Genomic DNA, 21,680 nt, shown 5'->3' with positions numbered 1-21,680 from the left:
CTACAGAACGGCCAAGAGGCTCTCGCCTTTCTGGAAACCGGCGCAGCCGGCGAGTACCGGGCAAAGGCGCGGCTGGAGAACACGCTGGAGCTGCCCGACTGGCCGAACGGGCTTGATGTGCCTGGTTGGCCGGGTGAAATGCCCGCGTTGGGACGGCTCCAACCGGTTAAGCTCAGAGGACTGAAAAAAAACACGCTGCTGGATGTGGAGTTCACGGAACGACTGCGCAGGTTCGAGGAACTCAATCGCCAGGATGGGATAAGCGTCATTTATACACAGGGATTCCGCACTACGAACAAGCAAAAAGAGATCAAGGACAAGCCGAATGAAAACCCTGTCGCGACTCCCGGCAACAGCCTGCATGAAGCTGGACGCGCTGTGGATATCAGCTGGGACAAGCTGACACCCACGGAAAGAGTGCGCGTTGTACAGAACGCGAAAAAAGTCGGCATCGCCTGGGGCGGGGATTTCAAGACCCAGAAAGACAACGTCCATTTTTATCGGGAAGTTCCAAATCCCGGAAACGATCGTTCCGAATTCATCAAGCGGGCTCAGGAAGCATACGAAAAACCGCCGAGGTAAACATGTCGCGTCGGGTTATGCCTTTTCATCTCATCTTGTTGTTCGTCATGGCGTTTTCCTCCAGCGTCTTCGCCGGAGAGAAGACCGACGACGAGCCGGATTGTCTCGGAACCTTCTCGAACATGTACTTTCACCAGGAGGCGGGCGACCTGCTGGGCGAGGAGATCAAGATCGTCATCGGCGAGGAGCGGACAGATGACGATGCGCCCTTGATCGGCATCTTCCAGCAGGCCATGGGCGCGCCGCTCAATCCGGTGATCGTGGACGTGCGGTGCGGGAAGGACGGTGTTGAATTCGCGCTTCCTGACGACGAGTATGGCGCGGGGAGCGTATTTCGGGGCACGATCACGAAAAAGGGAATCCACGGCGTGTTCACCCATGCCAAGGGCGCGCGGGACGAAGTCGACCTGCCCCGCCGCGCCAGCTACTGGGATAAGCGCGTCGTTCACTGACCCCCTTCGTCCGGCTTCGCCGGTCTACGGAAAGCCAAAGAGACTCCCGGCTTTCCGCCTTTCTGGAAACCGGCGAAGCCGGCCGGGGAAAGGCGCGGCTGGAGAACACGCCGGAGTTGCCGGATTGGCCGAACGAGGGGAATGTCTTCCCTGGAGGAACCGGCGGGGAGCAGGGTGAGGATGAAAAGAAGCTTCCTCCGCCATCCGCAGAAAAGCCTCCGTTGTTTTGGTCGCAGAGCAAAGGAACCCTGATAGATGAAAAGGATCGTCTTTGGGGAAAAGGTCACGCGGGGCAAGGACAGTGCAAGAACAATCCGGATTGCGAAGGGATACCCAACCACGGCCCTGTTTCATGCGGGAACTGGCGGATGGTGTTGCTGACCAAGCAAGAGGCGCAAGAGAAACATCTGACCTGGCCGGTGTTTCGTCTCGTCCCCGCCGACGAGGAAACCAGACGCAGGGCCAAGGCGTTGCACCGTGAACCGTTTTCATTTCTCATTCATGGAGCGCGGAGAGATGGGAGAGAAGCGTCGAAGGGATGCATCATTTTGGACAAACCAACGCGCGAATCATTGATTCCGCTGGATGGGAGCGTCATTCATGTCATTCCGTGACGGGAAAAGATTCGTGCTGTGCGTGGCGCTGTGCGTTGCGTTGGCGTTTCCGGCCAAGGAATGTCTCGCGGCTGGAGTCTATTTGCTCAATGGTGTTTATTATTGGCATTCGTCTGGCGGCCAGCCCCCGGTCAAGCTGTCCCCGGAGCGGGCCAGGGAGTCCATCGAGCGGGTCAATGACCCGGCCCATCTCGTCTTCACCGGCCTGGGGCCGGACGGGAACCAGAGTCTGACTGTGGATCGGGACGTGCGGGACCGCCTCTTCGCGGTCCTGGGCCGGGCGAAGCGCCTGCACGAGCCCGGGGTCGAGGTGCCCATCTACGGCTACGTCTCCAGCCGTCCCGGGGACCATACCGTGCTCACGGCCCGGCTGGACGACATGCCTGGCGCGCCCTGGCGCATCTACGAGCTGGACGTGTTCGCTGACCCGCGCATGATTCCCGAAGCCAAGGGCCTGCAGCCTTGCGCCGGGGTGAACGCGGCCGTGGCCACGAAAAGCGGCCTGCGCCTGGGCCTGACCAAGGACGAGGTCAAGGCCATCCTCGGCTGGCCGCATGCCGAGGATGAGAACACGTTGAGCTATGGCACTTACGAGACGCTCTTTCTCACTCTGGAGGAAGCCCGGGCTCGGGGCTACGACGCGGAAGCGGCGCGCCGCGCTGCCGGACGTGGCCGGGAAATCCGGTTCAACTTCGCCCAGGGCCGGGTTGTCTCTTTTTACGTGCTTCACTCCGTGAACATCGAATGACCGCCTCCGCCCTCGAAAGGCCCCTGCCTGATCTGGAGCCAGAGCAAGGGGACGCTGACCGATCAGGATGGGAATCCTCTGGGCAACGGCTACTCCGGCAAGGGCAAACCCGGGGAAAAGGGCGCGGGCCGCAACGACCCGGGCCGTGAGGGCGAGGAGAATGTCGGCCCCATTCCACGCGGGAACTGGACGATCGAAGTGGTTGATTCCGATGAATACGTAGGGCGATTGGCGCCGCCGGTCATCCGCCTGAAACCAGACGCGGCGACCCGCGCGCGGGTCAAGGCCATGGGCCGCGACCCCGACAGCTTCCTGATTCACGGAAACAACCGGGACAACGACGCCTCCAAAGGGTGCATCGTTCTCAATAAGCCAACGCGGGATATGTTGGCGAAAAGTGAAGGAGCCGTCATCCATGTCCAAAAATAAGACGTTACATTCGATCCGGTTTTTACTTCTGGGCCTTTTTTTTCTTTCCACTGCAACAATAAATGCAAATGCCGCCTATATCACACAAGACGGTGATGGATACCTTTGGATTCAAGGTGGCGGACGCACTCCCAAGCCTCTCTCCCCGGAAGAGGGCAAGACCGCGTTTGATCGGATCATGGACTGGGCCCAGGTGACGCTCGATCACCTGGGCCCGGCCGGGGATCAAAGCCTGATCCCGGACCAGGCCGACGCGGCCCGGCTCTTCGCGGTCCTGGGCGCGGCCCCCAAGGTCCACATGTCCGGCGAGATCGTCGACCGCTACGGCTACGTCTCCAGCATCCCGGGCGACATGACCGTGCTCCTCGTGATGGTGGACAACTGCCCGGGGCCTTGCGAACGGGTCTTTGACCTGGAGTTGCGCCGCGACCCCGGGAGTTTTCCCGAGCCCGGTAAATTGCAACCCACTCCGGGCTTGAACGCGGCGGCGGCCACGAAAAGCGGCCTGCGCCTGGGCCTGACCAAGGACGAGGTCAAGGCCATCCTGGGCTGGCCGCAGCATGAGGAGGAAAACGTCCTCTACTACGGGGCCGCCCGGAATGCGTCCTTCTCCAAGGAAGAGGTTCTGGCCCGTGGTTTCCCGGAAAAGTACGTGCGGATGGGCCAGTACATCGACCGGTTCATCAAGGTCACCTTCACAAACGGCCGGGCGGACTCCATCCGCCTGGACCACCGCACCGTCTGGGACTGACCGGCTTCGCCGGTTTATAGAAAGGCCGGGAGCCTCTTCGCCTTTCTATAGCCCGGCGAAGCCGGTTGCGGCGGGAGGGGGGGATTTGATAGGAGGGGGGAGGAGGCTCACCATGCCGCGACTCGTCTATGCCCTGCTTTCCGGCGACCTCATCGTGGACCGCGAAAGCGGCTCCGTGTCCTTCATCCGCGCGGTGGAGCACGTGCAGGTCCGGGCGCTGCCCGCGCGCCTGCCCGCGCTCTGGCTCGGTTCGCTCTGGGAGCTGGACGGCTCGGGAGCCTTCGCCGTGGAACTGCGGCTGCGCGCGCCCTCGGGGGCGCAGAGCGTGCTGGGCAGGCAGGACGTCCCGGCGGCCCAGTCGCGGCTGCACCGCCTCAATTTCCGGCTGGGGGGCCTGGACCTGACCGAGGAGGGCCGCCACGCCCTGATCCTGGCCCTGCATGGCGGCGACAAGCCGATCAAGGCGGCCGAGCTGCCGCTCTACGTGATCAAGGTGGCGTCCGGGAACGCCTAGCGGAACGAGGCGCAGCGCACCCCGCGCACGAACCAGTCCATGGCGGCGAGTTCCTCGGCCGAGGCCGAGCGGCCCGCCGGGATGCGCACGGTTCCGGCCTGATCCGTCACGGGCCCGGCGAAGGAACGGTCTTCGCCCAGGAGCATCCGCGCCCGTTCGGCCAGCACCTTTCCGCGCACGGCCGACGGCACCCAGCTCCCGAACGGCGCCAGATCCACCACGCCTTCCCGGATGCCGCCGGAGTGCCGCATCGGCCGCCAGATCCCCTCGCGCACGGCCCGCACCTGGGCCTCGTAGACCCGACACCAGTTGAAGACCGTGGAGGTCAGGGCGCAGGGCGCGCCCAGGACGGTCACGTCCAGGCCCCGGCCCACGGCGGGGACGTTCTTGGAACAGGCCGCGCGGGAGGACTCCGGGGTGTCGCCCATCTGGCGCACGAGGTCGCGGCCCCAGCCCACCAGGTCCAGGGCCAGGGAGTATTCGCGCGGCGGGTCGCTCCAGGCGTCCAGCCAGAGCACGTCGTTGACCCTGGACGGGTCGTGGGCCGCGCCGGATTCCGCCAACCCGCGCAACAGCCCCAGGGTGAAGGCGTTGATCCCGCGCACCACCTCCGGCTCGGGCAGGGTGGCCACCGTGCCCGCGGCGCGGAAGCCCATCAGTCCGGCGGCGTAGCCCGCCAGATATTCGGCCTGTTCCAGGCGGGCGGTGTAGGCGCCCAGGTTGGACCCCACGCGCCGTCCCGAGCATTGCATGAAGCGCACTCCCGGATACTCCCGGGCGACCTTTTCCGTGGCCCCGGCGTGGACCAGGGAGGTGGCGAAGATGATGTCGAAGTCCCGCGCGGCGAGGGCGCGGAGAACCGTTTCGGCCTGGGCCGGGGTGTCCACGTTTTCGACGCTCTCCACCTGCACGGCCTCGCCCAGGCGGCGTTTCATGGCCTCCACTCCCTGGTGGTGGGCCGCGGTCCAGCCCTGGTCCCGCGCGTCCTTCACATGGATGAAGGCCGCGCGCACGGGCTCGGAGGCCGAGGCGGGCGTGGGCCGCGGTCCGGCGGAAAACAGGCAGAAGAAGGCCAGCAGGAGCAGGATCGGTCGGCGGTGGGGGGCGATCCTGGGCATGGCGGCCTCCTTTGCGGATGAAAAGGGGGGATGATGCGCCTATTGGGCCCGATCCCGTCCAAAAGTCAACCGCCTTCGGCGGGTTTATGGAAAGGCGGGGGCGTTACGAAAAGGCGGGGAGAGGTCGTCGCCTCTCCCCGCCTCATATCCGGGAGCCTCTTTGTCTTTCCATAATCCGGCGAAGCCGGCTATTCCACGGTCACGCTCTTGGCCAAGTTGCGGGGCTGGTCCACGTCCTTGCCCAGGTAGTCGGCCATCTCGTAGGCGAAGAGCTGGAGCGCGGGCAGGGCCAGGAAGGAGTTCAGGGGGCCGAAGGCCTTGGGCAGGACCCAGGAGTGGTCCACGCCCGCGTCCAGGCCCGGGTTGACCAGGGCGATGATCGTGCCGCCGCGCGCCTGGACCTCCACGAGGTTGGACTTGACCTTGGGGAACAGCTCGTCGTCCAGGGCCATGGCGAAGGTCGGGAACTTGGGGTCGATGAGCGCGATGGGGCCGTGCTTCATTTCGCCCGCGGCGTAGCCCTCGGCGTGGATGTAGGAGATCTCCTTGAGCTTGAGCGCGCCCTCCAGGGCCAGGGGATAGCAGGCGTCCCGGCCGAGATAGAGGAAGCTCGTGGCCTCGGCGTGCAGCCGCGAGAGGCGCTGTGCCTGTTCGCGCATCCCGGGCAGCTCCTTCTCCAGGAGCTGGGGCAGCATGGCCAGTTCGCGCACGCAGCGGGCGGCGGTGTCCTGATCCAGGGCCCCGGAGCGGCGGCCCCAGTAGAGGGCCAGCAGGAGCATGGAGGTGAGCTGGCTGCACATGGCCTTGGTGGAGGCCACGCTGATCTCGGGCCCGGCCTGGGTGTACATGACGTAGTCCGACTCGCGGGCCACGCTGGAGCCGACCACGTTGCACAGGCCGATGACCGGCAGGCCCTGCTCCTTGGCCAAGCGGATGCCCGCCAGGGTGTCGGCGGTCTCGCCGGACTGGGAGATGGCCAGGACCACGCCCTTCTTGTCCAGGATGGGCCCCCGGTAGCGGAACTCGGAGGCGATCTCCACCTGGACCGGGATCTTGGCCCATTTCTCCAGGAGGTACATGCCCCAGAGCCCGGCGTGGAAGGAGGTGCCGCAGGCCACGATGTGCAGGCGCTCGGGCACGCCCAGGGCCTCGATCTCGGGCAGGTCCACGAGGTTGGCCTCGTGGTCCACGCGGCCGACCAGGCAGTCCGCGATGACCTTGGGCTGCTCGAAGATCTCCTTGATCATGAAGTGCTTGTGGCCGCCCTTCTGGGCCGACTGCACGTCCCAGGCGATGTGCTGGACCTTCTTCTCGCGCGGGGCCAGGGTGGCGGCGTCGAAGACCTCCCAGGAGTCGGCGTCGATGCGCACGAGGTCGCCGTCGTCCAGGAAGACCACCTCGCGGGTGTAGGGCAGGAAGGCCGGGATGTCCGAGGCCACGAAGTTCTCGCCCGTGCCGATGCCCATGACCAGGGGGCTGGAGCGCCGGGCGGCGTGGATCACGCCGGGCATGTCCTGGTGGATGACCGCGATGGCCCAGGCGCCGTCGGCGCGGGACAGGGCCCAGGACAGGGCCTTGGTCAGGTCGCCCTTCTCCTTGAGGCCCTCGGAGATGAGGTTGGCCAGCACCTCGGTGTCGGTCTGGGAGGAGAAGGTGTAGCCCTTGGCCGCGAGCTCCTTCTTCAGCTCCAGGTAGTTCTCGATGATGCCGTTGTGGATCAGGGCGATCTTGCCGGAGTTGTCGCGGTGGGGGTGGGCGTTGGCCTCGTTGGGCACGCCGTGGGTGGCCCAGCGGGTGTGGCCGATGCCCGCGGTGGCCTGGAACACGTTCTGCCGGGCGAGCTTCTTCTCCAGCTCCCCGAGCTTGCCCGGGGCGCGGATGACGGAAAGCTCCCCGGCCTGGACGAATCCCACGCCCGCCGAGTCGTATCCACGGTATTCGAGCCGCCGCAGGCCCTCGACGATGAGGGGCACGGCGGGACGGTGGCCGCTGTATCCGATGATTCCGCACATGGTCGAAGATGTCCTTTGTTGTCGTTTCCGGTCCCGGAATCTCCCGGGAGGCCGCCTGGAGTATGCCGTTTTCCCGCTTTTTGTCAAATCGCGGTCGCCTGGAAAGCGGCTGCTGCCAAGGGTTGCCGAGGATCATCATTGACATGCTCCCGGGCGGGGGGTACCCGGGAATCAGGGAAAGTGTTCCAGCAACGCCGCCGGGGGGAGGTGGAGAGATGCAGAAGGTCGTCGGGGAGATCTTTTCGCGGGGGCTGGTGGCTGTCCCTCCCGGGATGGCGGCCGGAGAGGCCGTGGCGCTCATGCGCGACCGCCGCATTTCCTGCGTGGTGGTGGTCGACGGAGGCCGGGCCCTGGGCATCTTCACCGAGCGCGACGTGGTCCGGCTGGTGGCCGGACGCGGCAACGAATTCCTGCATGAACCCATCGTCGAGGTCATGAGCCCGGGCGCGGTCCAGGTGCGGCCCCAGGCGACCATCCACGAAGCCTTCGCCCTGCTCCTGGAGCGCCACATCCGCCACCTGGTGGTGGCCGAGGCCGGGGGGCCGCCGCTGGGCGTGCTGACCCAGTCCGACCTGGTGGACCAGCTGGGCTACGAATTCTTCATCAAGGTCCAGACCGTGGCCCAGATCATGAGCCGGGCCGTGCTCGTGGTGGACGGCTCCACGCCGCTGCGCCGGGCCTCCCAGATCCTGGCCGAGCGCCAGGTGAGCTTCCTGGTGGTGGGCGAGGCCTGCGGCGGCCCGCCCCTGGGGGTGCTCACCGAGCGCGACGTGGCCCGCCTGGCCCTGGAGGCCGCGGATCTGGAGATCCCGGTGGCCGGGGTCATGAGTTCGCCCGTGGCCACCCTGCACCAGGACTCCCCGGCCTACGCGGCCGCCGAAATGATGCGCGAACGCCGCATCCGCCGAGTGGTGGTGGTGGACGAGTGCGGGCGGCTGGCCGGGGTCGTGACCCAGTCCGACCTCGTGCGCGGGCTGGAGAGCAAGTACATCGAGACCCTCAAGCAGATCATCCGCGACCAGGGCGTGGAGCTGGAGCGGACCGCGCGCGAGCTGTCGGAGAAGACCCTCTACCTGGACAACCTCCTGTCCACGGCCATGGACATGGGCATCGTGGCCACGGACACGGAATTCAACGTGGTCTACCACAGCGCCTCGGCCGGGCGCATCCTGGGCAGCCGGTCCTCGGACGTGCTGGGCAAGCGCCTGGACCGGGTGCATGAGGGCATCGCCCTGGACGCCGAGCGTTTCGCCCGGGCCATGGAGGAGGTGCGCCACCACGGCTCCCACGAATTCTGCTTCACCCGCCGCCAGGGCGGGGTCGCGCGCCACGTCAACGCCCGGGTCTCGGCCGTGCGCGGCCAGGGCGGGCTCGTGGGCTACGTGCTCATGGTCCAGGACGTGACCGAGAAGCGCCAAGCCGAGGAGACGATCCGCTTCCTGGCCTATCACGACACCCTCACCGGCCTGGCCAACCGCGTGCTCTTCGCCGAGCGCCTGGACATGGACCTGGCCCGCTGCCGCCGCCACGGCCTGTTCCTGGCCCTGGTGGTCCTGGACCTGGACCGCTTCAAGGAGGTCAACGACCACCTGGGCCACCACGCGGGCGACCAGGTGCTTCACGACGTGGCCCACCGGCTCCAGGGCCTGCTGCGCCAGACCGACACCGTGGCCCGCATGGGCGGCGACGAGTTCACGGTCATCCTGCCGGACCTCAAGGCCCCGGAAGACGCCCTGGCCGCCGCCGAGAAGCTGCTCCAGGCCTTCGCCCGACCCGTGCTCGTGGAGGACACGCCCGTGGAGGTCCGGGCCAGCATGGGCGTGGCCGTCTATCCCGGCCACGGCGAGGACGGCGAGAACCTCCTGCGCCACGCCGACCGGGCCATGTACCGGGCCAAGCGCCTGGGCCGGGACAACCATCTGGCGAACATCGTCCTGGAAGCCTGACCGGCCTCCGGGTGGCCGCGCTCGGCGTTGCGCCGTTCGGAAAAAAACCTGTCGTTGCGACTGGATGCGCGCGGGTCATGATTTTATTGTGACACCCAGCCGTGCGTTTTTTGATCCTCCCGCGGAAAAGGACTTCCCCAACGGCCTGATAGGAGGATTTCCACCACCCGCCGCGCGTCCGGCGCGGGCTTGCCCGGACGGTGACGTTGGAGTAACGTTATAAGAACGGCAATGTTTCCGGGACGGGGGTGGGGATGGATTCCGTTTCCGAGCGCAAGGCGCTCTGCGAGCGTTTTCTGGAGGCCGCCGAAGGTCGGGGGGCGGCGGCCGAGGCCGAGGCCATGCGGCAGGTGGAGGAGGCCCTCGGGCCGTCCGCCTGCGCCGACCTGCTGCACGCCCTGACCCGCCTGGAGTTCGGCCAGGAGGAGGGGCGGCTGCACTGGCGGGCCATCGCGCGCCACCGCCAGGCCCTGGCCCTGTCCCTGGGCCGCGACGTGGGCCTGCGGGTGGCCCTCTGCGACTATTTCGTCAACGTGGCCCCGAGGGTGCGCAATCCCGTGCTCGTGGAACTGCGGCTTTTGCGCCGCCAGGAAGAGCTGGCCCTCACCGACGAACTCACCGGCCTGTCCAACCGCCGCCGCCTGAACCAGGAGCTGGAGCGCGAGGTGGAGCGCTTCCGCCGCTTCGGCCAGCCCTTTTCCGTGGTCATGCTCGACCTGGACCGCTTCAAGGACTTCAACGACGCCCACGGCCACCAGGCCGGGGACGAGGCGCTGCGCGGCGTGGCCCAGGCCATGCTGGAGACCTGTCGGGTCATGGACCAGGCCTCGCGCTGGGGCGGCGAGGAGTTCGTCCTGCTCCTGCCCCAGACCGGCAAGGACGACGCCGTGGCCGTGGCCGAGCGCGTGCGGCTGGCCGTGGCCGGGCGTCCGGTGCTCTTCGAGGGCCGCGACCACGGGCCGGTCACGGTGAGCGCCGGGGTGGCCACCTTCCCGGAGGACGCCTATTCCGCCGAGGCCCTCGTCCGCCGGGCCGACAAGGCCCTCTACCGGGCCAAGGCCGAGCGGAACATGGTCTTCGCCTTCCGCGAAGGCCTTCGCCGCCACCCCCGGCTCAAGCTGCGCCTGGACGCGGAGCTGCGCCCGAGCCACGGGCCGGAACGCCCCTGCGCCACCCGGGATCTGAGCCTGGGCGGGATGCTCTGCGAAGCCTCGGGCGGATTGCCCCTGGGGGCGGAAGTGGAGATCGTGCTGCGCGACGGCGACCGGCGGTCGATGCCCCTGCGCGGCCGGGCCCTGCGCGTGACCCCGGACCCGGAACGGCCCGGCGGCTTCATCCTGGCCCTGGGCTTCGACGCCCCCGACTCCCGCCGCCAGGACATGATCCTGGAGTTCCTGGCCCCCCGCTCGATGGAGGCGCACTAGCGGGCCCTCGACAATCCGCGCCTGCCGCGTTGTGTAAAACAATCGGGGCCCCGCGCATCGCCTGCGCGTGGCCCCGGTTTCTTTTTCGCGCCGCGTCCGCGCGTTCTCAGGACGGTCCGGCGCGGTCAGCCCCGGGCGAATCCCCGCCACTTCCCCATGAGCGCCTGCAGGGCCTTGCCCCGGTGCGACCGGGCGTTCTTCTGTTCCGGCGTCATCTGGGCCGCGGTCATGTCCAGTTCGGGGTCGAAGAAGATCGGGTCGTAGCCGAAGCCGGACTTCCCGACGTAGCCGTGGGTGATCCGGCCCTCCCACTCCCCGCGCGCGGTGAGCGTGGCCCCGTCCGGCCGCGCCGCCGCCACCACGCAGACGAACCGCGCCGTGCGCTTTTCGTCCGGCACGTTCGTGAGCTCCAGCAACAGCTTGGCGTTGTTGGCCTCGGCGTCGCCGTGGCCCCCGGCGTAGCGCGCGGAATAGACCCCCGGCGCGCCGCCCAGGGCGTCCACGCAGATGCCCGAGTCGTCGGCCACGGCGGTCAGGCCCGTGGCCTGGGACACCGCCCGGGCCTTGAGCAGGGCGTTTTCCTCGAAGGTGGTCCCGGTCTCCTCGACGTCCTCGACGTCCGGGAAGTCGCCCAGGCCCTTCACCTCGATCCCCAGCCCGGCCATGAGGGCCGAAAACTCCCGAATCTTGCCCGCGTTGCGCGTGGCCAGCACGATCACGTCCATGTCCGCCAACTCCCGCTCTGGTTTGGAACGCCAGAAATTCCCATCTTCCCGCCTCCCTGTAAACCCCCCCCGGCTTCCCGGCTTCGCCGGTTCATGGAACAGCCAAGAAGCTCCCGTCTTTTTGCCTTTCTGAAAACCGGCGAAGCCGGCTAGAGGGCCATGCGCACGTGGTAGAGGGCGCGGCCGCGCTGCACGGAGAGGAGCAGGGTGTTGTGCAGGTGGTAGCGGGTGAAGGCCCGGGCCAGGTCGTCCGGGGTCTCCAGGCTTTGGTTGCCGATCTGGTGCAGGATGTCGCCGGGCTTGAGCCCGATGCGCGCGGCGGGTCCGTTGGGGGCCACGCGGCCCACGAGGATGCCGGTGCGCGGACGGCGCTGGTCGGCGGCGAAGCCCCAGTGTTCGTCCACCAGCGCGGCCACCGCGGCGTCGTCCAGGGCCTGGGCCTTGGCCTGGAGGGTCGTTTCCCGGCCCTGGCGCGACACGCCGAGACGCACGGAGTCGCCCGGGCCCACGTCGAGCATGAGGCTCAGGAAGTGGTCGCGGTCGTCCACGCCCCGGCCGTTCAGGGTCAGGATCACGTCGCCGGGGGCCAGGCCCGCGCGCTGGGCCGGTCCGCCCGCGTGCAGGTCCGTGACGAGCAGGCCGCGCGGGGACTTGAGGCCCAGGTAGCTGGCCGTGGGCTGGTCCAGATCCTGGCCGAAGAGCCCGAGCCAGACCGGGGTGACGTGGCCCTGGTTGATGAGCTCGGCCACCACGCGCTTGGCCTTGTTGATGGGAATGGCGAAGCCGATGCCCGAGGCCTCGGCGTGGATGGCGGTGTTGATGCCGATGACCTGGCCCAGGATGTTCAGCAGCGGGCCGCCGGAGTTGCCGGGGTTGATGGCCGTGTCGGTCTGGATCAGGTCGCTGAGCACCTCGTCGCTGGTGCCCACGGAGCGGCCCACGGCGGAGATCACGCCGGTGGTCACGGTGTGGGTGAAGCCGTAGGGGTTGCCGATGGCGATCACGGTTTCGCCGATGAGCAGGTCCGTGGAGTCGCCCATCTCGGCCTGGGGCAGGGAGCCCGCGCGCTCCACCTGGAGCACGGCCAGATCGCGGTCCGGGTCCGAGCCCTTGACCTGGGCGGCCAGTTCGCGGCCGTCCTTGAGCCGCACGCTGATCTCGGTGGCCCCGTTGATGACGTGGGCGTTGGTCAGGACGAAGCCGCGCGCGCCGTCGATGATGACGCCGGAGCCCAGGCTCTGGGCCTTGCGCGGCATGCGTTCGATGCCGAACTCGCGCAGGAAGCGTTCGTAGGCCGGGCCGGAGAACGCGCCGCCGAAGGGGTCGGGCACGGCCTGGACCACGCGCGAGGTGGTGATGTTCACGACCGCCGGGCTCACGCGCTCCACGGCCAGGACTACCGGGGTGCGGCGCGGGTCGTCGGCGCGGGCCGGAAGGGCCAGGGCCAGGACCAGGGCCGCCGCCACAAGGGCGGGGAGGGTGGTGCGGCGCATGCTACCTCCCGGCCATTTTGCGCAGGCGGGCGATGCGCTCCTCCACCGGCGGGTGGGTGGAGAACCAGTTGCCCACGCGGCGTCCCGAGAGCGGGCTGACGATGAACATGTTTTCCGTGGCCGGGTTGGCCCGCATGGGCACCTCCAGGGAGGTGTTGTGCAGTCGGGCCAGGGCCTGGGCCAGGGAGAGCGGGGAGCCGGAGTATTCGGCCCCGGCCGCGTCGGCCAGGTACTCGCGGGAGCGGGAGATGCCCATCTGGATGAGCGTGGCGGCCAGGGGCGCGATGATGGCCACGGCCAGGGCGGCCAGGGGGTTGCCGCCGCCCTCCTCGTCGCTGCTCCGGCCCATGCCGAAGATCGCGGCCCATTGCATCATGTTGGCCAGCATCATGATCGCCGAGGCGAGCACGGCGGCCACGGACTGGATGAGGATGTCGCGGTGGGCGATGTGGCCCAGCTCGTGGCCGATGACGCCCTTGATCTCCTCGGGCGGGAGCAGGCGCAGCAGGCCCTCGGTGACGGCGACCACGGCGTTCTGCGGTTGCGGCCGGTGGCGAAGGCGTTGGGGGCCTCCTGGGGCACGAGGTAGAGCCGGGGCGTGGGGATGCCCGCGCGGGCGGACATCTCGGCCAGCATGGAGTGCAGGGCCGGGGCGTCCTCCGGGGCCAGGGGCCGGGCGCGGTACATGGAGAGGACGATCTTGTCCGAGTACCAGTAGCTCACGAAGTTCATCACCAGGGCGAAACCGAAGGCGATGACGAGGCCGGTCCGGCCGCCCATGAGCTGGCCGAGGAAGAGGATCAGGCCCGTGAGCAGGGCGAGGAGGAAAAAGGTCTTCAATTGACTGGTCACGCAACGACCTCCGGGTCTTTTGGAACGCCCGGAAAAGATAGCCAGCCGGGGGCCGGAGTCAAGGGAGGGGGGAAGCTAGGCGGGAGGGAAAACGAAAAGCGCATCGGCTGGTGCCGAAGGGGAGAGTCCCGAAGCGCACCAATCACAAAACTAGCGGAAATCCCTGGGGAATATACCGTCCGACTTCTGCGGTTTTTACCTCATTTGGGCCGTTTGTGGTGCAGCCTGTGGGTTAGACCCATTTTAAGCCGCGAAGCGGCATCGACTTGAACGAATTGTTAGGATTTGGAGTCATCCGCGCGCTTCACGGCCAGGTTCATCTTCTCGTACACGAGGCCGCCAGTAGAAATCTGGTTTTACCCATACGATTTCATCCGCCGTGGCCTTGCGGAAAGCTTCTAATAGCGCCTTTCCGAGGACCAAGTTGCCGTCAGCATTCTCACGAAGCAGTGCTTCTTGCTTGGTCTTGACGAGATGATCAACAACATCATCTTGGTAAAGGCAGCCGTCTCGACTGATCTTGCCATGCATCCACTCAATAACTGATTGCAGCGTGGTCATTTAGATTCCAGATTTACAGGCTCCAAAGATTCTTCTTGGAAGTTCCCACTCGCCAGCTTCTTTCCAGCAAACCACTGGCAGATGTAGTAGTTGCTGAACAAATCATTATCTGGAATTTCTTTAACAGTCATTTCTGGTCCTCCTGAGCGGAGTTGTACGATGTCACCGACCTTGTACTTCGTTTTGATAACCATACGTCCTCCTTGTTGATTGATCCAAAGCTTAACGCCATGCCGCTCAGCCGCGAACGGTGCACAATCCATCACTCTGCCGTACCCCCCGCCGCTCGTCGGCAGCAGGGGGCTGTTAGACGGCCTCCGCAAGTAGGAGGCTCGTGAAACGCTCAGCAATGTTGCGGAGATCATCCAGCGATAACTCGGCATCCCAAGTCGTTACTCTGCTTCCCGGCCTGGTATTCCAGACGCGGAGACCGCTGATCTGATGTTCCCCGTCTGAAAGGAATTCGAGGTTGAAATGTGCAATGGCGTTCCTCAAATACCGAATGAGTTGGCGAAGGTCACGAGCTTGAGGGAATCTATTACGCACGTTTGGCGTGGGCCACCCCGCACGCGCGAGATCAGCGAAGGGTATCTGCGGGATTCGGTCGACAAACTCCTCGCGCGGAAAGACCAGAAGGCCCAGCATGGAGTTGATGAGCTGAGTAGTCTCATAAACTTCCTCGCCCAAGTCTCGGAGGCGATCTATGGTCTCCAGATTCTTCTTCGTACGCTCAGCGAAATCCCTGACCACATCTCGGTACTCCATCCCGCACCTCCGTCTTGGCCTGCTAACGCTCCGGTTCAATGGCGGGCCGCGCAGCGGATCGCCCGCTGCAACCGGTTGCTAGATGGCTACTTTCCACGGGCAACGTCGATTTGTTGCTGTATATATGCATCAAGCTGTGCAGCTGCCTCCACAATTTGTGCGCGAATCTTCTCCGTTTGTCGCATGAAATCGCAGTATATCTTTAAGACGTTATGGCGATTTTTCTCGCGCCGGAGTGTGGCAAGCCGCTTACGCCAGCCAGAGACTGGATCCTTCCTCAGCGGCCAGGGATAGTTCTTGGTAATCCAATCGAGAAATCCGCCAACCGTTGTTTCTTTGCAACCATTTGCCTTGGCATATGCTTTTGCGTCATCTGTAAATGCAAACGGCCATACCTGACAATCGATGATTACGTCGTCGCGATTTTTTTTCTTCGGCCCACCGTCAACCAAGAAGTCAATGGTTTCGTCTATGGAGTCGATGGTCTTGGAGAGGTCTTCGGATAGGTCTCCGACAAGATCTTCATGCATGGATGCGGCCACACTATCAAGCCTGGCATAGGCGAACTCAAAGACTTTTCTGTAATCGCCACGCCTGGGATCACCTAGGTATTTTTGGGCACGGTGGGAAGGTTTGTCGGAACTGCTCCATGACCACCACACAGGCTCATACGCTGCCAGTAACGTACAAGCGTTTCTGAAATAGAACAATGCAAGAGAATGCAGGATTCCTTCGTGCCGAAGGCCCTTGTGATAGGCAGTGTTCCTATAGCTGTGAAGATTGAGAATTGACTCGGAAATCGCCTTATTCAACAGACCAAGTTTGCCAGCAGCCTTGACCTTACAATCGAAATTCTGACTCAGAGCTTCTTTAATTACTTTTTGGTCGTGCTTGGGCTCCCCCCAGCGTCCCCACATCTCGTTCTCACCAGCTTTATCCTGAGCGAATTTGTGTAGAGTCAGCTCCACGACGTTGTCGATGAGCATGAACGCAAACCGATCAAAATTTCGATCGGCAATCGCAAGCTGGTCGAGAGCGAGGTCGAGTTGGTCGATGTTGTCGGCTAGAAACTGGATCATCGCTTCAATTCATTGAGTAATAATTAGATTGATCCGCACGCCAGATTCTCCCGGTCGCGAACGCGATCGTAAATAATGGCTGGCTTGTACCACACCCGATTTCTTGGATACAAGGATAATTTCCGCTGCCTCTTTCAGCGGGCTGGCGCGGGATCGTTTTAATCTGACCAGGGTCGGCAGGTGCAAAGAGGGCGGGTGTCGGCATTTTAATATATATTCTACAGAGTCCGTTCCAAACAAAATAAGTCGTAGAGTCGTCCCCCGGCCGTTTTTTTTCCGATCCCGTCTCTCAATTGGGCCTGTTCAATCCTCCCCCCTCCATTGACCCCCTCCCGGCCCCGGGCTAGAAGGGCGGGGCAGGGGATGGAGTCCCCCTTGAACCGCTCGTGATGCCGATGACTCCTGCCGGATGGGGAATGCGGCGGGAGTGCGTGCGGAAGACGGACCACGCCGCCGGGCGTGGTTTTTTGTTTTCAGGCGAGGGAAACGGTCATGGCGGACGACGTGTCGCGCGGCGTTGCGGCGGAAGCCGCGAAGGGCGGGCGGTTGGGCCTGCCCCGGGCGATCTGGACCCTGGGCTGGGTCAGCTTTCTCACCGACGTGGCCTCGGAGATGATCTATCCCGTGGCGCCCCTGTTCCTCACGGCCGCGCTGGGCGCTCCGGCCGTGGTCCTGGGCGCGGTGGAGGGCGTGGCCGAGGCCGTGGTCTCGGTCATGAAGGGCCTCTCGGGCTGGCACAGCGACCGCCTGGGCCGCCGCGCGCCCTACGTGCGGGCCGGCTACGGCCTGAGCGCCCTGTCCAAGCCGCTGCTGGCCCTGGCCTTCTCCTGGCCCGTGGTCTTCGCGGCCCGGCTCCTGGACCGCGCGGGCAAGGGCCTGCGCACCACGGCCCGCGACGCCATGATCGCGGACGCCGCGCCCAGGGGCATGGCGGGCCGGGCCTACGGCCTGCACCGGATGCTCGACACGGCCGGGGCCATCGTGGGCGTGCTCCTGGCCCTGGGTCTGCTGGCCCTGCTGCCCGGCCGCTACCGGCTCATCTTCCTCCTGGCGGCCCTGCCCGGCGCGGCGGCGGTCTGGCTCACCTTCCGGCTGCGGGACGCCGCCCCGGAACGCGCGGCGGACGGAACCCCGGCCCCGCGTCTCCCGCTGCGCGAGGCCCTGCGCGGCCTGCCCCGGGAATACTGGCGCGCCCTGACGCTGCTCGGCCTGTTCGCCTTCGCCAACAGCACCGACGCCCTGCTCCTGCTGCGGGCCAAGAGCCTCGGCTTCAGCGACGTGCAGGCCGTGGCCGCCTACGTGCTCTTCAACCTGACCTACGCCCTGTCGGCCTACCCGGCCGGAGTCCTGAGCGACCGCTTCGGCCGCTGGCGCATGATGCTCGGGGGCTGGACGCTCTACGCCCTGGTCTACTTCGGCTTCGCCCTGGCGGGCCCCGGCTGGATCTGGGGCCTGTTCCCGCTCTACGGCCTGTACATGGGCTGCACCGAGGGCGTGGGCAAGGCCCTGGTGGCCTCGACCATTCCGGCCGAGCGCCGGGGCGCGGCCCTGGGCTTCTTCCTCATGGTCACGGGCCTGGCGACCCTGGCCGGAAGCCTGGCCGCCGGTCTGGCCTGGGACGTCATCGGCCCGCGCGCGCCCTTCATCTTGGGCGGCACGGCGGCGCTGCTGGCCGTGGTCGCCGGTCTGGCCGTCATTCCGCGCGGGCGGTGATGGATTCCGGCCGCCGTCGCCCCCGGGTGGTTCCCGCTCCACCCGGGCCCCCGGTTTTTCCCGAGGAGGCCCGTCCGCCGGGCCTGGAAATCCGCGCCAGGGCGGGCGCGGCCCCGTTGCTGGGGCGCGCTCGACATGTCCGCGGGAACCGCATATGATTTTATGATGCGGAATCTCTTCCAGGCGGGGGGCTCATGGCGGTTCAACTGATATGCTTCATGTTGAGCTTTCTGGGAGTCATGGCCGGGGGGCCGCTGCTGGCCCTGCTCGCGGTCCTGCTGTTCAAGGTCGACCTCGGCAGGATTTTCTCGGAACACGGCCTCGTCTGCGCCCTGGTGTTCGGCCTCTACGGGGTCTTCGTCACCTTCATGTTCTTCGTCCTCCAGGATGTCTTCATCGTGTTCAGGCCCGCCCCCGACGTCCGCCCCAGGACCATGCGGGAACTCGTCAGCCGGATCGAGGAGGCCTTCTCCCGCCCCGCCGACGGGGAGAAACTGTTCGACGTCGCCCGCAGAGGCGATTCCCTCATCGTGACCTGGAATTCGTCCATCAGGTTCTTCCAGGGAACCAGCCTCGGGGGCCGGGGCATGAAGCGGGTGGTCGTCCTGTCGTTCGACGAAAAAGGGCGCCGCGCCTCCTTCGTCATGAAGGAAAGGAATCACGCCTGGTCCGCGGCCCTCGGCGCCGCTGAGTTCTCGCTCGGCTTTTCCACCGGTCTGTTCGCCGAGAGGAGGACGGAAGCCGCTCCATCCTTGGAATACTCACCGGAGACAGGCGTCCGGGTCGATCTGAAAACGGCGACGTTCGATTCGGACGATCTCCTGCTGCCGATTCGCGCCGCCGTTCTTGACGCGGGCTGGTCCCTGCACGGCGGCATGGCGCCGGGCTTCTGGCCGCGGCTGCTCTTCGCGCTTCCGATCGGGGTGCTGTTCCTGACCGTGGGCGGTTTCGCAATATTCATGATCGCAGACGGAAGCCGGACCTCGGGGGCGGAACCCCGCTCCTTCCCGGTCGGTTCCGCGGAGCCCCGTCCGGCGGAGGACATCGAAAATCAACTGCAGGCGGTGCTGCCGTCCATGAAAACAGAGATGATCGCGGCGCAGATATCCGGAATCATCAGGACTCCGCCGGAACATCTTCAGGAAAACGCCCGAAGGGCGCTGGCGCCCTATCTCAACGCCTACATGCGGCGGGAAGGCAGGAACGAAGCCCTTCTGGCCGAGGCCCTCGCCTTCGCCGAACGCCAGAACATCACGGGGATCGTCCCTCCGCCCCCAACCGACTGATGCGCTGAAAAGGATGCGCGGCATGGATAAAAACACGATCGGAGCCCTCGCCTTCGCCGTCATCGGAGCCTGCCTGCTGGCCCCCGGCCTCTTCATTCTCGCGACGACGGTCATGGAGTACCTCAAGATGGACGCGGCGGAGGGAACCGTCATCGAGATCAGGGTCAGGTCCGCCGTGAAGACCGGCGGGGCTCAGATGAGTTCGCCCATCATCCGCTATGTCTCGAAGGACGGGGCGGAGCATGTGGCCCGCGCCGCCCGGTCCTACAGCCGCAGCCCGTTCCAGGAAGGCGACCGCGTCCCCCTCCGCTATGATCCCGCCACGCCGGACACGGTCATGATCGACAGCGTCTTCGAAGTCTGGGGCCTCGGGCTCCTGCTTTCGGCGTTCGGGGCCGCCTTCGTTTTCGCCGGGATCTTGGCGTTTCAACGGCTGAAATGAGGCTCACGCCTCACGCCCCGGGTTGTCAGGCGTCGCCCGGGCGGCCGGCGCTCCCGACCGTGGCCGCCGGGTCGGCGCTGGTTCCGCGCGGACGTCCCTGAACGGCGCTCCATAAAAAAAATGACATCATTGAAAATATGCTGTTCTTTGCATGAAAATATGCTACATTCCATCTTACAGTACATAATGATCACCCCAGGAGACATGCAATGGATGATTTCGTGAAAGCTGCATTGGAGATCGTGAAGGCTCAGGCGAGCGTCCGCACCATGACTGAAGAGGAACTCGTGAGCATGACGCGGAACCTGACCGCGAGCCTGAAGGGCCTCGAGGTCGGGGAGGCCGCTTCCGAGGAGGAGCCGGCCTGCGCCCCGGGCAAATCCATCAAGGAGAAGTCCATCTCCTGCTGCGTCTGCGGCAAGAGTTTCAAGATCCTGACCAAGAAGCATCTGGCCAGTCACGGTCTGGATGCGGTGTCCTATCGCGAGAAGTTCGGGTTCAAGAAGAACCTGCCCCTGGTCTGCAAGTCGCTGCAACGGATGCGGCGCAAGAAGATGACCGAGATGAAGCTTTGGACCAAGCGCAAGGGCGCCAAGCCCGCCAAGGAGGCCCCGAAGGCCGCCAAGCCCGCCAAGGCCGCCAAGGCCGCCGCGAAATAGACGGGCGCTGAAGGAAGAAAGCCCCCGGGGGATTCCTCGGGGGCTTTTTTTGTGTCCGGCGTCCGGTTCACCGCGCCAGTTCGATCTCCGGCGGGGCCCAGGAGCCGTCCAGGATCGAGGGCGGCGCGGACTTGGGCCAGTAGAGCCGCAGCACGAGGTTGAATTCCTTCTCGGGCGCGGGCAGCCAGTTGGCTTCCCGGTCCGGCCCGGGCGACTCGTGCTGCACGTGGATGGTCACGGAGCCGTCCTCGTCGTGCTTGAGCGCGTCGCGCGAGCCGAGGGAGAAGCGGTTCAGCGGGTTGGCCGCGAAGAAGAACTCCCCGTCATAGAGGGTCAGGGACCAGAAGGCGTTCACCGGCGGAAGCTGGCCGGATGGGAAGCGCAGGACGTACTTGCCCTCGCCCCGGTACCAGCCGGTGGACACGGCGTAGACCGCGTCCTGGGGGAGGTTGGCCGCCAGGGCCCGGTGGGCCGTCAGGGCGCGGCGTCCGTAGTCCGAGTCGTAGACGCCCATCTTGAGGTCCACGGACCAGCCGTTGATCGTTTCGGCCGTGCTCTTGGCGGCCGAGGCCATGCGGGCCTGTCCGGCCCGGGGCGCTCCGGCGGCGGCCAGGGCCAGTTCCGGCGGCAGGGCGCCCAGGTCGAAGTCCTGTCCCGGCACGATGCCCAGGCGGGCCATGCGTGCCAACAGGGGGGCGTCCTCGGGCGCGGGCGGGTTGTCGCGCAACAGCTTGGCCAGGAGGCGGAAGTAGGGACCGGCGGGCAGGGCGTCCACCTGGTCGCGCACCGGGGTCTTCATGTCCACGGCGGGGTCGACCCGGCCGGGCGCGGCGGGCGGGGCGGGCTTGCCCCAGGCCGGGAGCGGGACGAGCAGGTACTTGTTCTGGACCGCGTGGGCGGCCTCGTAGTCCGAGGGCGAACCGGTGCAGGAGGTCCGGCCGAGAATCCAGACGAGATTCGTGGGCGACTTGATTTCGCTCATGCCCGACGGCAGGGAGCCCCGCCAGTCCGGGCCGGTGATGGCGTAGGTCTGGGGGCCGGTGCCGGTGGTGCGCGCCCCGGGCGAGGCGATGACCCCGGTCCAGGCCGAGAGGATGGGCATCACGTAGTAGCGGCCGCGGGTGTCCGGCAGGGAGAGGACCATGGGCCCGGCCGAGAGGTCCAGCCAGGCCGTGGAGTAGAGGGTGTCGGCGTTGGGCATGGTCACGTCCCGGAAGCCCGCCGGGGGATAACGCCGCACGTGGGCGAACTCGTTCATGGGCGCGTGTCCGTTTTCCGGCGCGGCCACGTTGGTCATGACCCGGCGGGTCATCTCCATCGTCACCAGGGGGTAGCCGTAGAGGTAGGCCTCCGTGGCGATGGCCCGGGCTTCGGCCGGGTCGAGGCCCGCTCCCGCCTTGGGCGCGGGGGCCTTCTTTTCGGCGCAGGCGGCCAGCAGCACGGCCAGCGCCAGGATCGCCGCCAGACGGCCGGCGAACCCCAAACGATTCCTCCGCATCTCTCCACCTCCTCACG

Annotated in this window: 22 protein-coding genes, 1 pseudogene and 1 riboswitch; of the genes and pseudogenes, 13 read left to right on the top strand and 10 right to left on the bottom strand. The window is 66.1% G+C overall.

Annotated features, from left to right (window positions below):
• The 7 genes from H587_RS19310 to H587_RS0116220 form a co-directional block, all read left to right on the top strand.
• A partial coding sequence (locus tag H587_RS19310) for a M15 family metallopeptidase (protein ID WP_034609804.1) occupies positions 1-582 on the top strand: 582 nt, incomplete at its 5' end.
• A 2-nt stretch (positions 583-584) separates the two neighbouring features.
• Positions 585-1,034 (top strand): hypothetical protein, encoded by a 450-nt coding sequence (locus H587_RS0116240; protein WP_027177127.1) that lies wholly within the window; start codon positions 585-587, stop codon positions 1,032-1,034.
• A 116-nt stretch (positions 1,035-1,150) separates the two neighbouring features.
• Positions 1,151-1,648 (top strand): tlde1 domain-containing protein, encoded by a 498-nt coding sequence (locus H587_RS20405; RefSeq protein WP_169432799.1) that lies wholly within the window; start codon positions 1,151-1,153, stop codon positions 1,646-1,648.
• Positions 1,635-2,396, top strand: a complete 762-nt coding sequence (locus H587_RS0116235; protein ID WP_156904605.1) for a hypothetical protein — start codon at positions 1,635-1,637, stop codon at positions 2,394-2,396. Before H587_RS20405 ends, H587_RS0116235 begins: the two co-directional genes overlap by 14 nt.
• Positions 2,397-2,423: 27 nt before the next feature.
• Entirely contained in the window at positions 2,424-2,825 is a 402-nt protein-coding gene (locus H587_RS20400) for a tlde1 domain-containing protein (protein ID WP_084630971.1), read from the top strand.
• Between the two features lie 178 nt (positions 2,826-3,003).
• On the top strand, positions 3,004-3,576 hold the full coding sequence (locus H587_RS0116225) for a hypothetical protein (protein WP_027177124.1): 573 nt from the start codon (positions 3,004-3,006) through the stop codon (positions 3,574-3,576).
• A gap of 112 nt (positions 3,577-3,688) precedes the next feature.
• Positions 3,689-4,090 (top strand): hypothetical protein, encoded by a 402-nt coding sequence (locus tag H587_RS0116220; RefSeq protein ID WP_027177123.1) that lies wholly within the window; start codon positions 3,689-3,691, stop codon positions 4,088-4,090.
• Here H587_RS0116220 and H587_RS0116215 read toward each other — a convergent pair.
• Complete coding sequence (locus H587_RS0116215; protein ID WP_027177122.1) at positions 4,087-5,208, bottom strand: BMP family ABC transporter substrate-binding protein; 1,122 nt, start codon at positions 5,206-5,208, stop codon at positions 4,087-4,089. The genes H587_RS0116220 and H587_RS0116215 overlap by 4 nt on opposite strands.
• A 188-nt stretch (positions 5,209-5,396) precedes the next feature.
• Positions 5,397-7,220: a glutamine--fructose-6-phosphate transaminase (isomerizing) gene (gene glmS, locus H587_RS0116210; protein WP_027177121.1), complete on the bottom strand. Its 1,824-nt coding sequence runs from the start codon at positions 7,218-7,220 to the stop codon at positions 5,397-5,399.
• A 215-nt stretch (positions 7,221-7,435) separates the two neighbouring features.
• Here glmS and H587_RS0116205 point away from each other — a divergent pair, with 215 nt between their 5' ends.
• Both H587_RS0116205 and H587_RS19305 read left to right on the top strand, forming a co-directional pair.
• Positions 7,436-9,166 (top strand): diguanylate cyclase domain-containing protein, encoded by a 1,731-nt coding sequence (locus H587_RS0116205; RefSeq protein ID WP_027177120.1) that lies wholly within the window; start codon positions 7,436-7,438, stop codon positions 9,164-9,166.
• A gap of 254 nt (positions 9,167-9,420) precedes the next feature.
• Entirely contained in the window at positions 9,421-10,590 is a 1,170-nt protein-coding gene (locus H587_RS19305; RefSeq protein WP_051203078.1) for a diguanylate cyclase, read from the top strand.
• Positions 10,591-10,715: 125 nt separating this feature from the next.
• Here H587_RS19305 and H587_RS0116195 read toward each other — a convergent pair whose 3' ends face one another.
• From H587_RS0116195 to H587_RS0116170, 7 genes and pseudogenes are all read right to left on the bottom strand, one after another.
• Positions 10,716-11,315 (bottom strand): XTP/dITP diphosphatase, encoded by a 600-nt coding sequence (locus H587_RS0116195; protein ID WP_027177119.1) that lies wholly within the window; start codon positions 11,313-11,315, stop codon positions 10,716-10,718.
• Positions 11,316-11,464: 149 nt separating this feature from the next.
• Positions 11,465-12,808: a trypsin-like peptidase domain-containing protein gene (locus H587_RS0116190; RefSeq protein ID WP_027177118.1), complete on the bottom strand. Its 1,344-nt coding sequence runs from the start codon at positions 12,806-12,808 to the stop codon at positions 11,465-11,467.
• Between the two features lies 1 nt (position 12,809).
• Positions 12,810-13,660 (bottom strand): annotated as a pseudogene (locus H587_RS19300) (zinc metalloprotease HtpX).
• A 291-nt stretch (positions 13,661-13,951) separates the two neighbouring features.
• The gene (locus H587_RS20395) at positions 13,952-14,221 is read right to left on the bottom strand and encodes a DUF6953 family protein (protein ID WP_084630965.1); all 270 of its coding nucleotides are present in this window, start codon (positions 14,219-14,221) and stop codon (positions 13,952-13,954) included.
• Positions 14,218-14,415, bottom strand: a complete 198-nt coding sequence (locus H587_RS0116180) for a YodC family protein (protein WP_027177117.1) — start codon at positions 14,413-14,415, stop codon at positions 14,218-14,220. Before H587_RS0116180 ends, H587_RS20395 begins: the two co-directional genes overlap by 4 nt.
• A 112-nt stretch (positions 14,416-14,527) precedes the next feature.
• Positions 14,528-14,986 (bottom strand): HEPN family nuclease, encoded by a 459-nt coding sequence (locus tag H587_RS0116175; RefSeq protein ID WP_027177116.1) that lies wholly within the window; start codon positions 14,984-14,986, stop codon positions 14,528-14,530.
• An 86-nt stretch (positions 14,987-15,072) separates the two neighbouring features.
• Positions 15,073-16,065, bottom strand: a complete 993-nt coding sequence (locus H587_RS0116170; RefSeq protein ID WP_027177115.1) for a hypothetical protein — start codon at positions 16,063-16,065, stop codon at positions 15,073-15,075.
• A 350-nt stretch (positions 16,066-16,415) separates the two neighbouring features.
• Positions 16,416-16,477, top strand: a riboswitch (Fluoride riboswitch).
• An 80-nt stretch (positions 16,478-16,557) separates the two neighbouring features.
• Here H587_RS0116170 and H587_RS0116165 point away from each other — a divergent pair.
• The 4 genes from H587_RS0116165 to H587_RS19290 all read left to right on the top strand — a co-directional run bounded on the left by H587_RS0116165 (position 16,558) and on the right by H587_RS19290 (position 20,165).
• Positions 16,558-17,778: an MFS transporter gene (locus tag H587_RS0116165; RefSeq protein ID WP_051203077.1), complete on the top strand. Its 1,221-nt coding sequence runs from the start codon at positions 16,558-16,560 to the stop codon at positions 17,776-17,778.
• Between the two features lie 218 nt (positions 17,779-17,996).
• The gene (locus tag H587_RS0116160; RefSeq protein WP_156904604.1) at positions 17,997-19,064 is read left to right on the top strand and encodes a hypothetical protein; all 1,068 of its coding nucleotides are present in this window, start codon (positions 17,997-17,999) and stop codon (positions 19,062-19,064) included.
• Positions 19,065-19,086: 22 nt separating this feature from the next.
• Complete coding sequence (locus H587_RS20005) at positions 19,087-19,506, top strand: DUF3592 domain-containing protein (RefSeq protein ID WP_051203076.1); 420 nt, start codon at positions 19,087-19,089, stop codon at positions 19,504-19,506.
• Between the two features lie 209 nt (positions 19,507-19,715).
• Positions 19,716-20,165 (top strand): Ros/MucR family transcriptional regulator, encoded by a 450-nt coding sequence (locus H587_RS19290; protein WP_051203075.1) that lies wholly within the window; start codon positions 19,716-19,718, stop codon positions 20,163-20,165.
• Positions 20,166-20,232: 67 nt separating this feature from the next.
• Here the strand turns inward: H587_RS19290 and H587_RS0116145 are convergent, their stop codons facing one another.
• Positions 20,233-21,663: a DUF1254 domain-containing protein gene (locus H587_RS0116145; RefSeq protein WP_051203074.1), complete on the bottom strand. Its 1,431-nt coding sequence runs from the start codon at positions 21,661-21,663 to the stop codon at positions 20,233-20,235.
• Positions 21,664-21,680: the final 17 nt, after the last annotated feature.

Source organism: Desulfovibrio aminophilus DSM 12254, from assembly GCF_000422565.1.
Classification (GTDB): Bacteria; Desulfobacterota; Desulfovibrionia; order Desulfovibrionales; family Desulfovibrionaceae; genus Aminidesulfovibrio; species Aminidesulfovibrio aminophilus.
The sequence above is the reverse complement of the archived record's forward strand: the minus strand, read 5'-3'. Positions and strand labels throughout refer to the sequence as shown.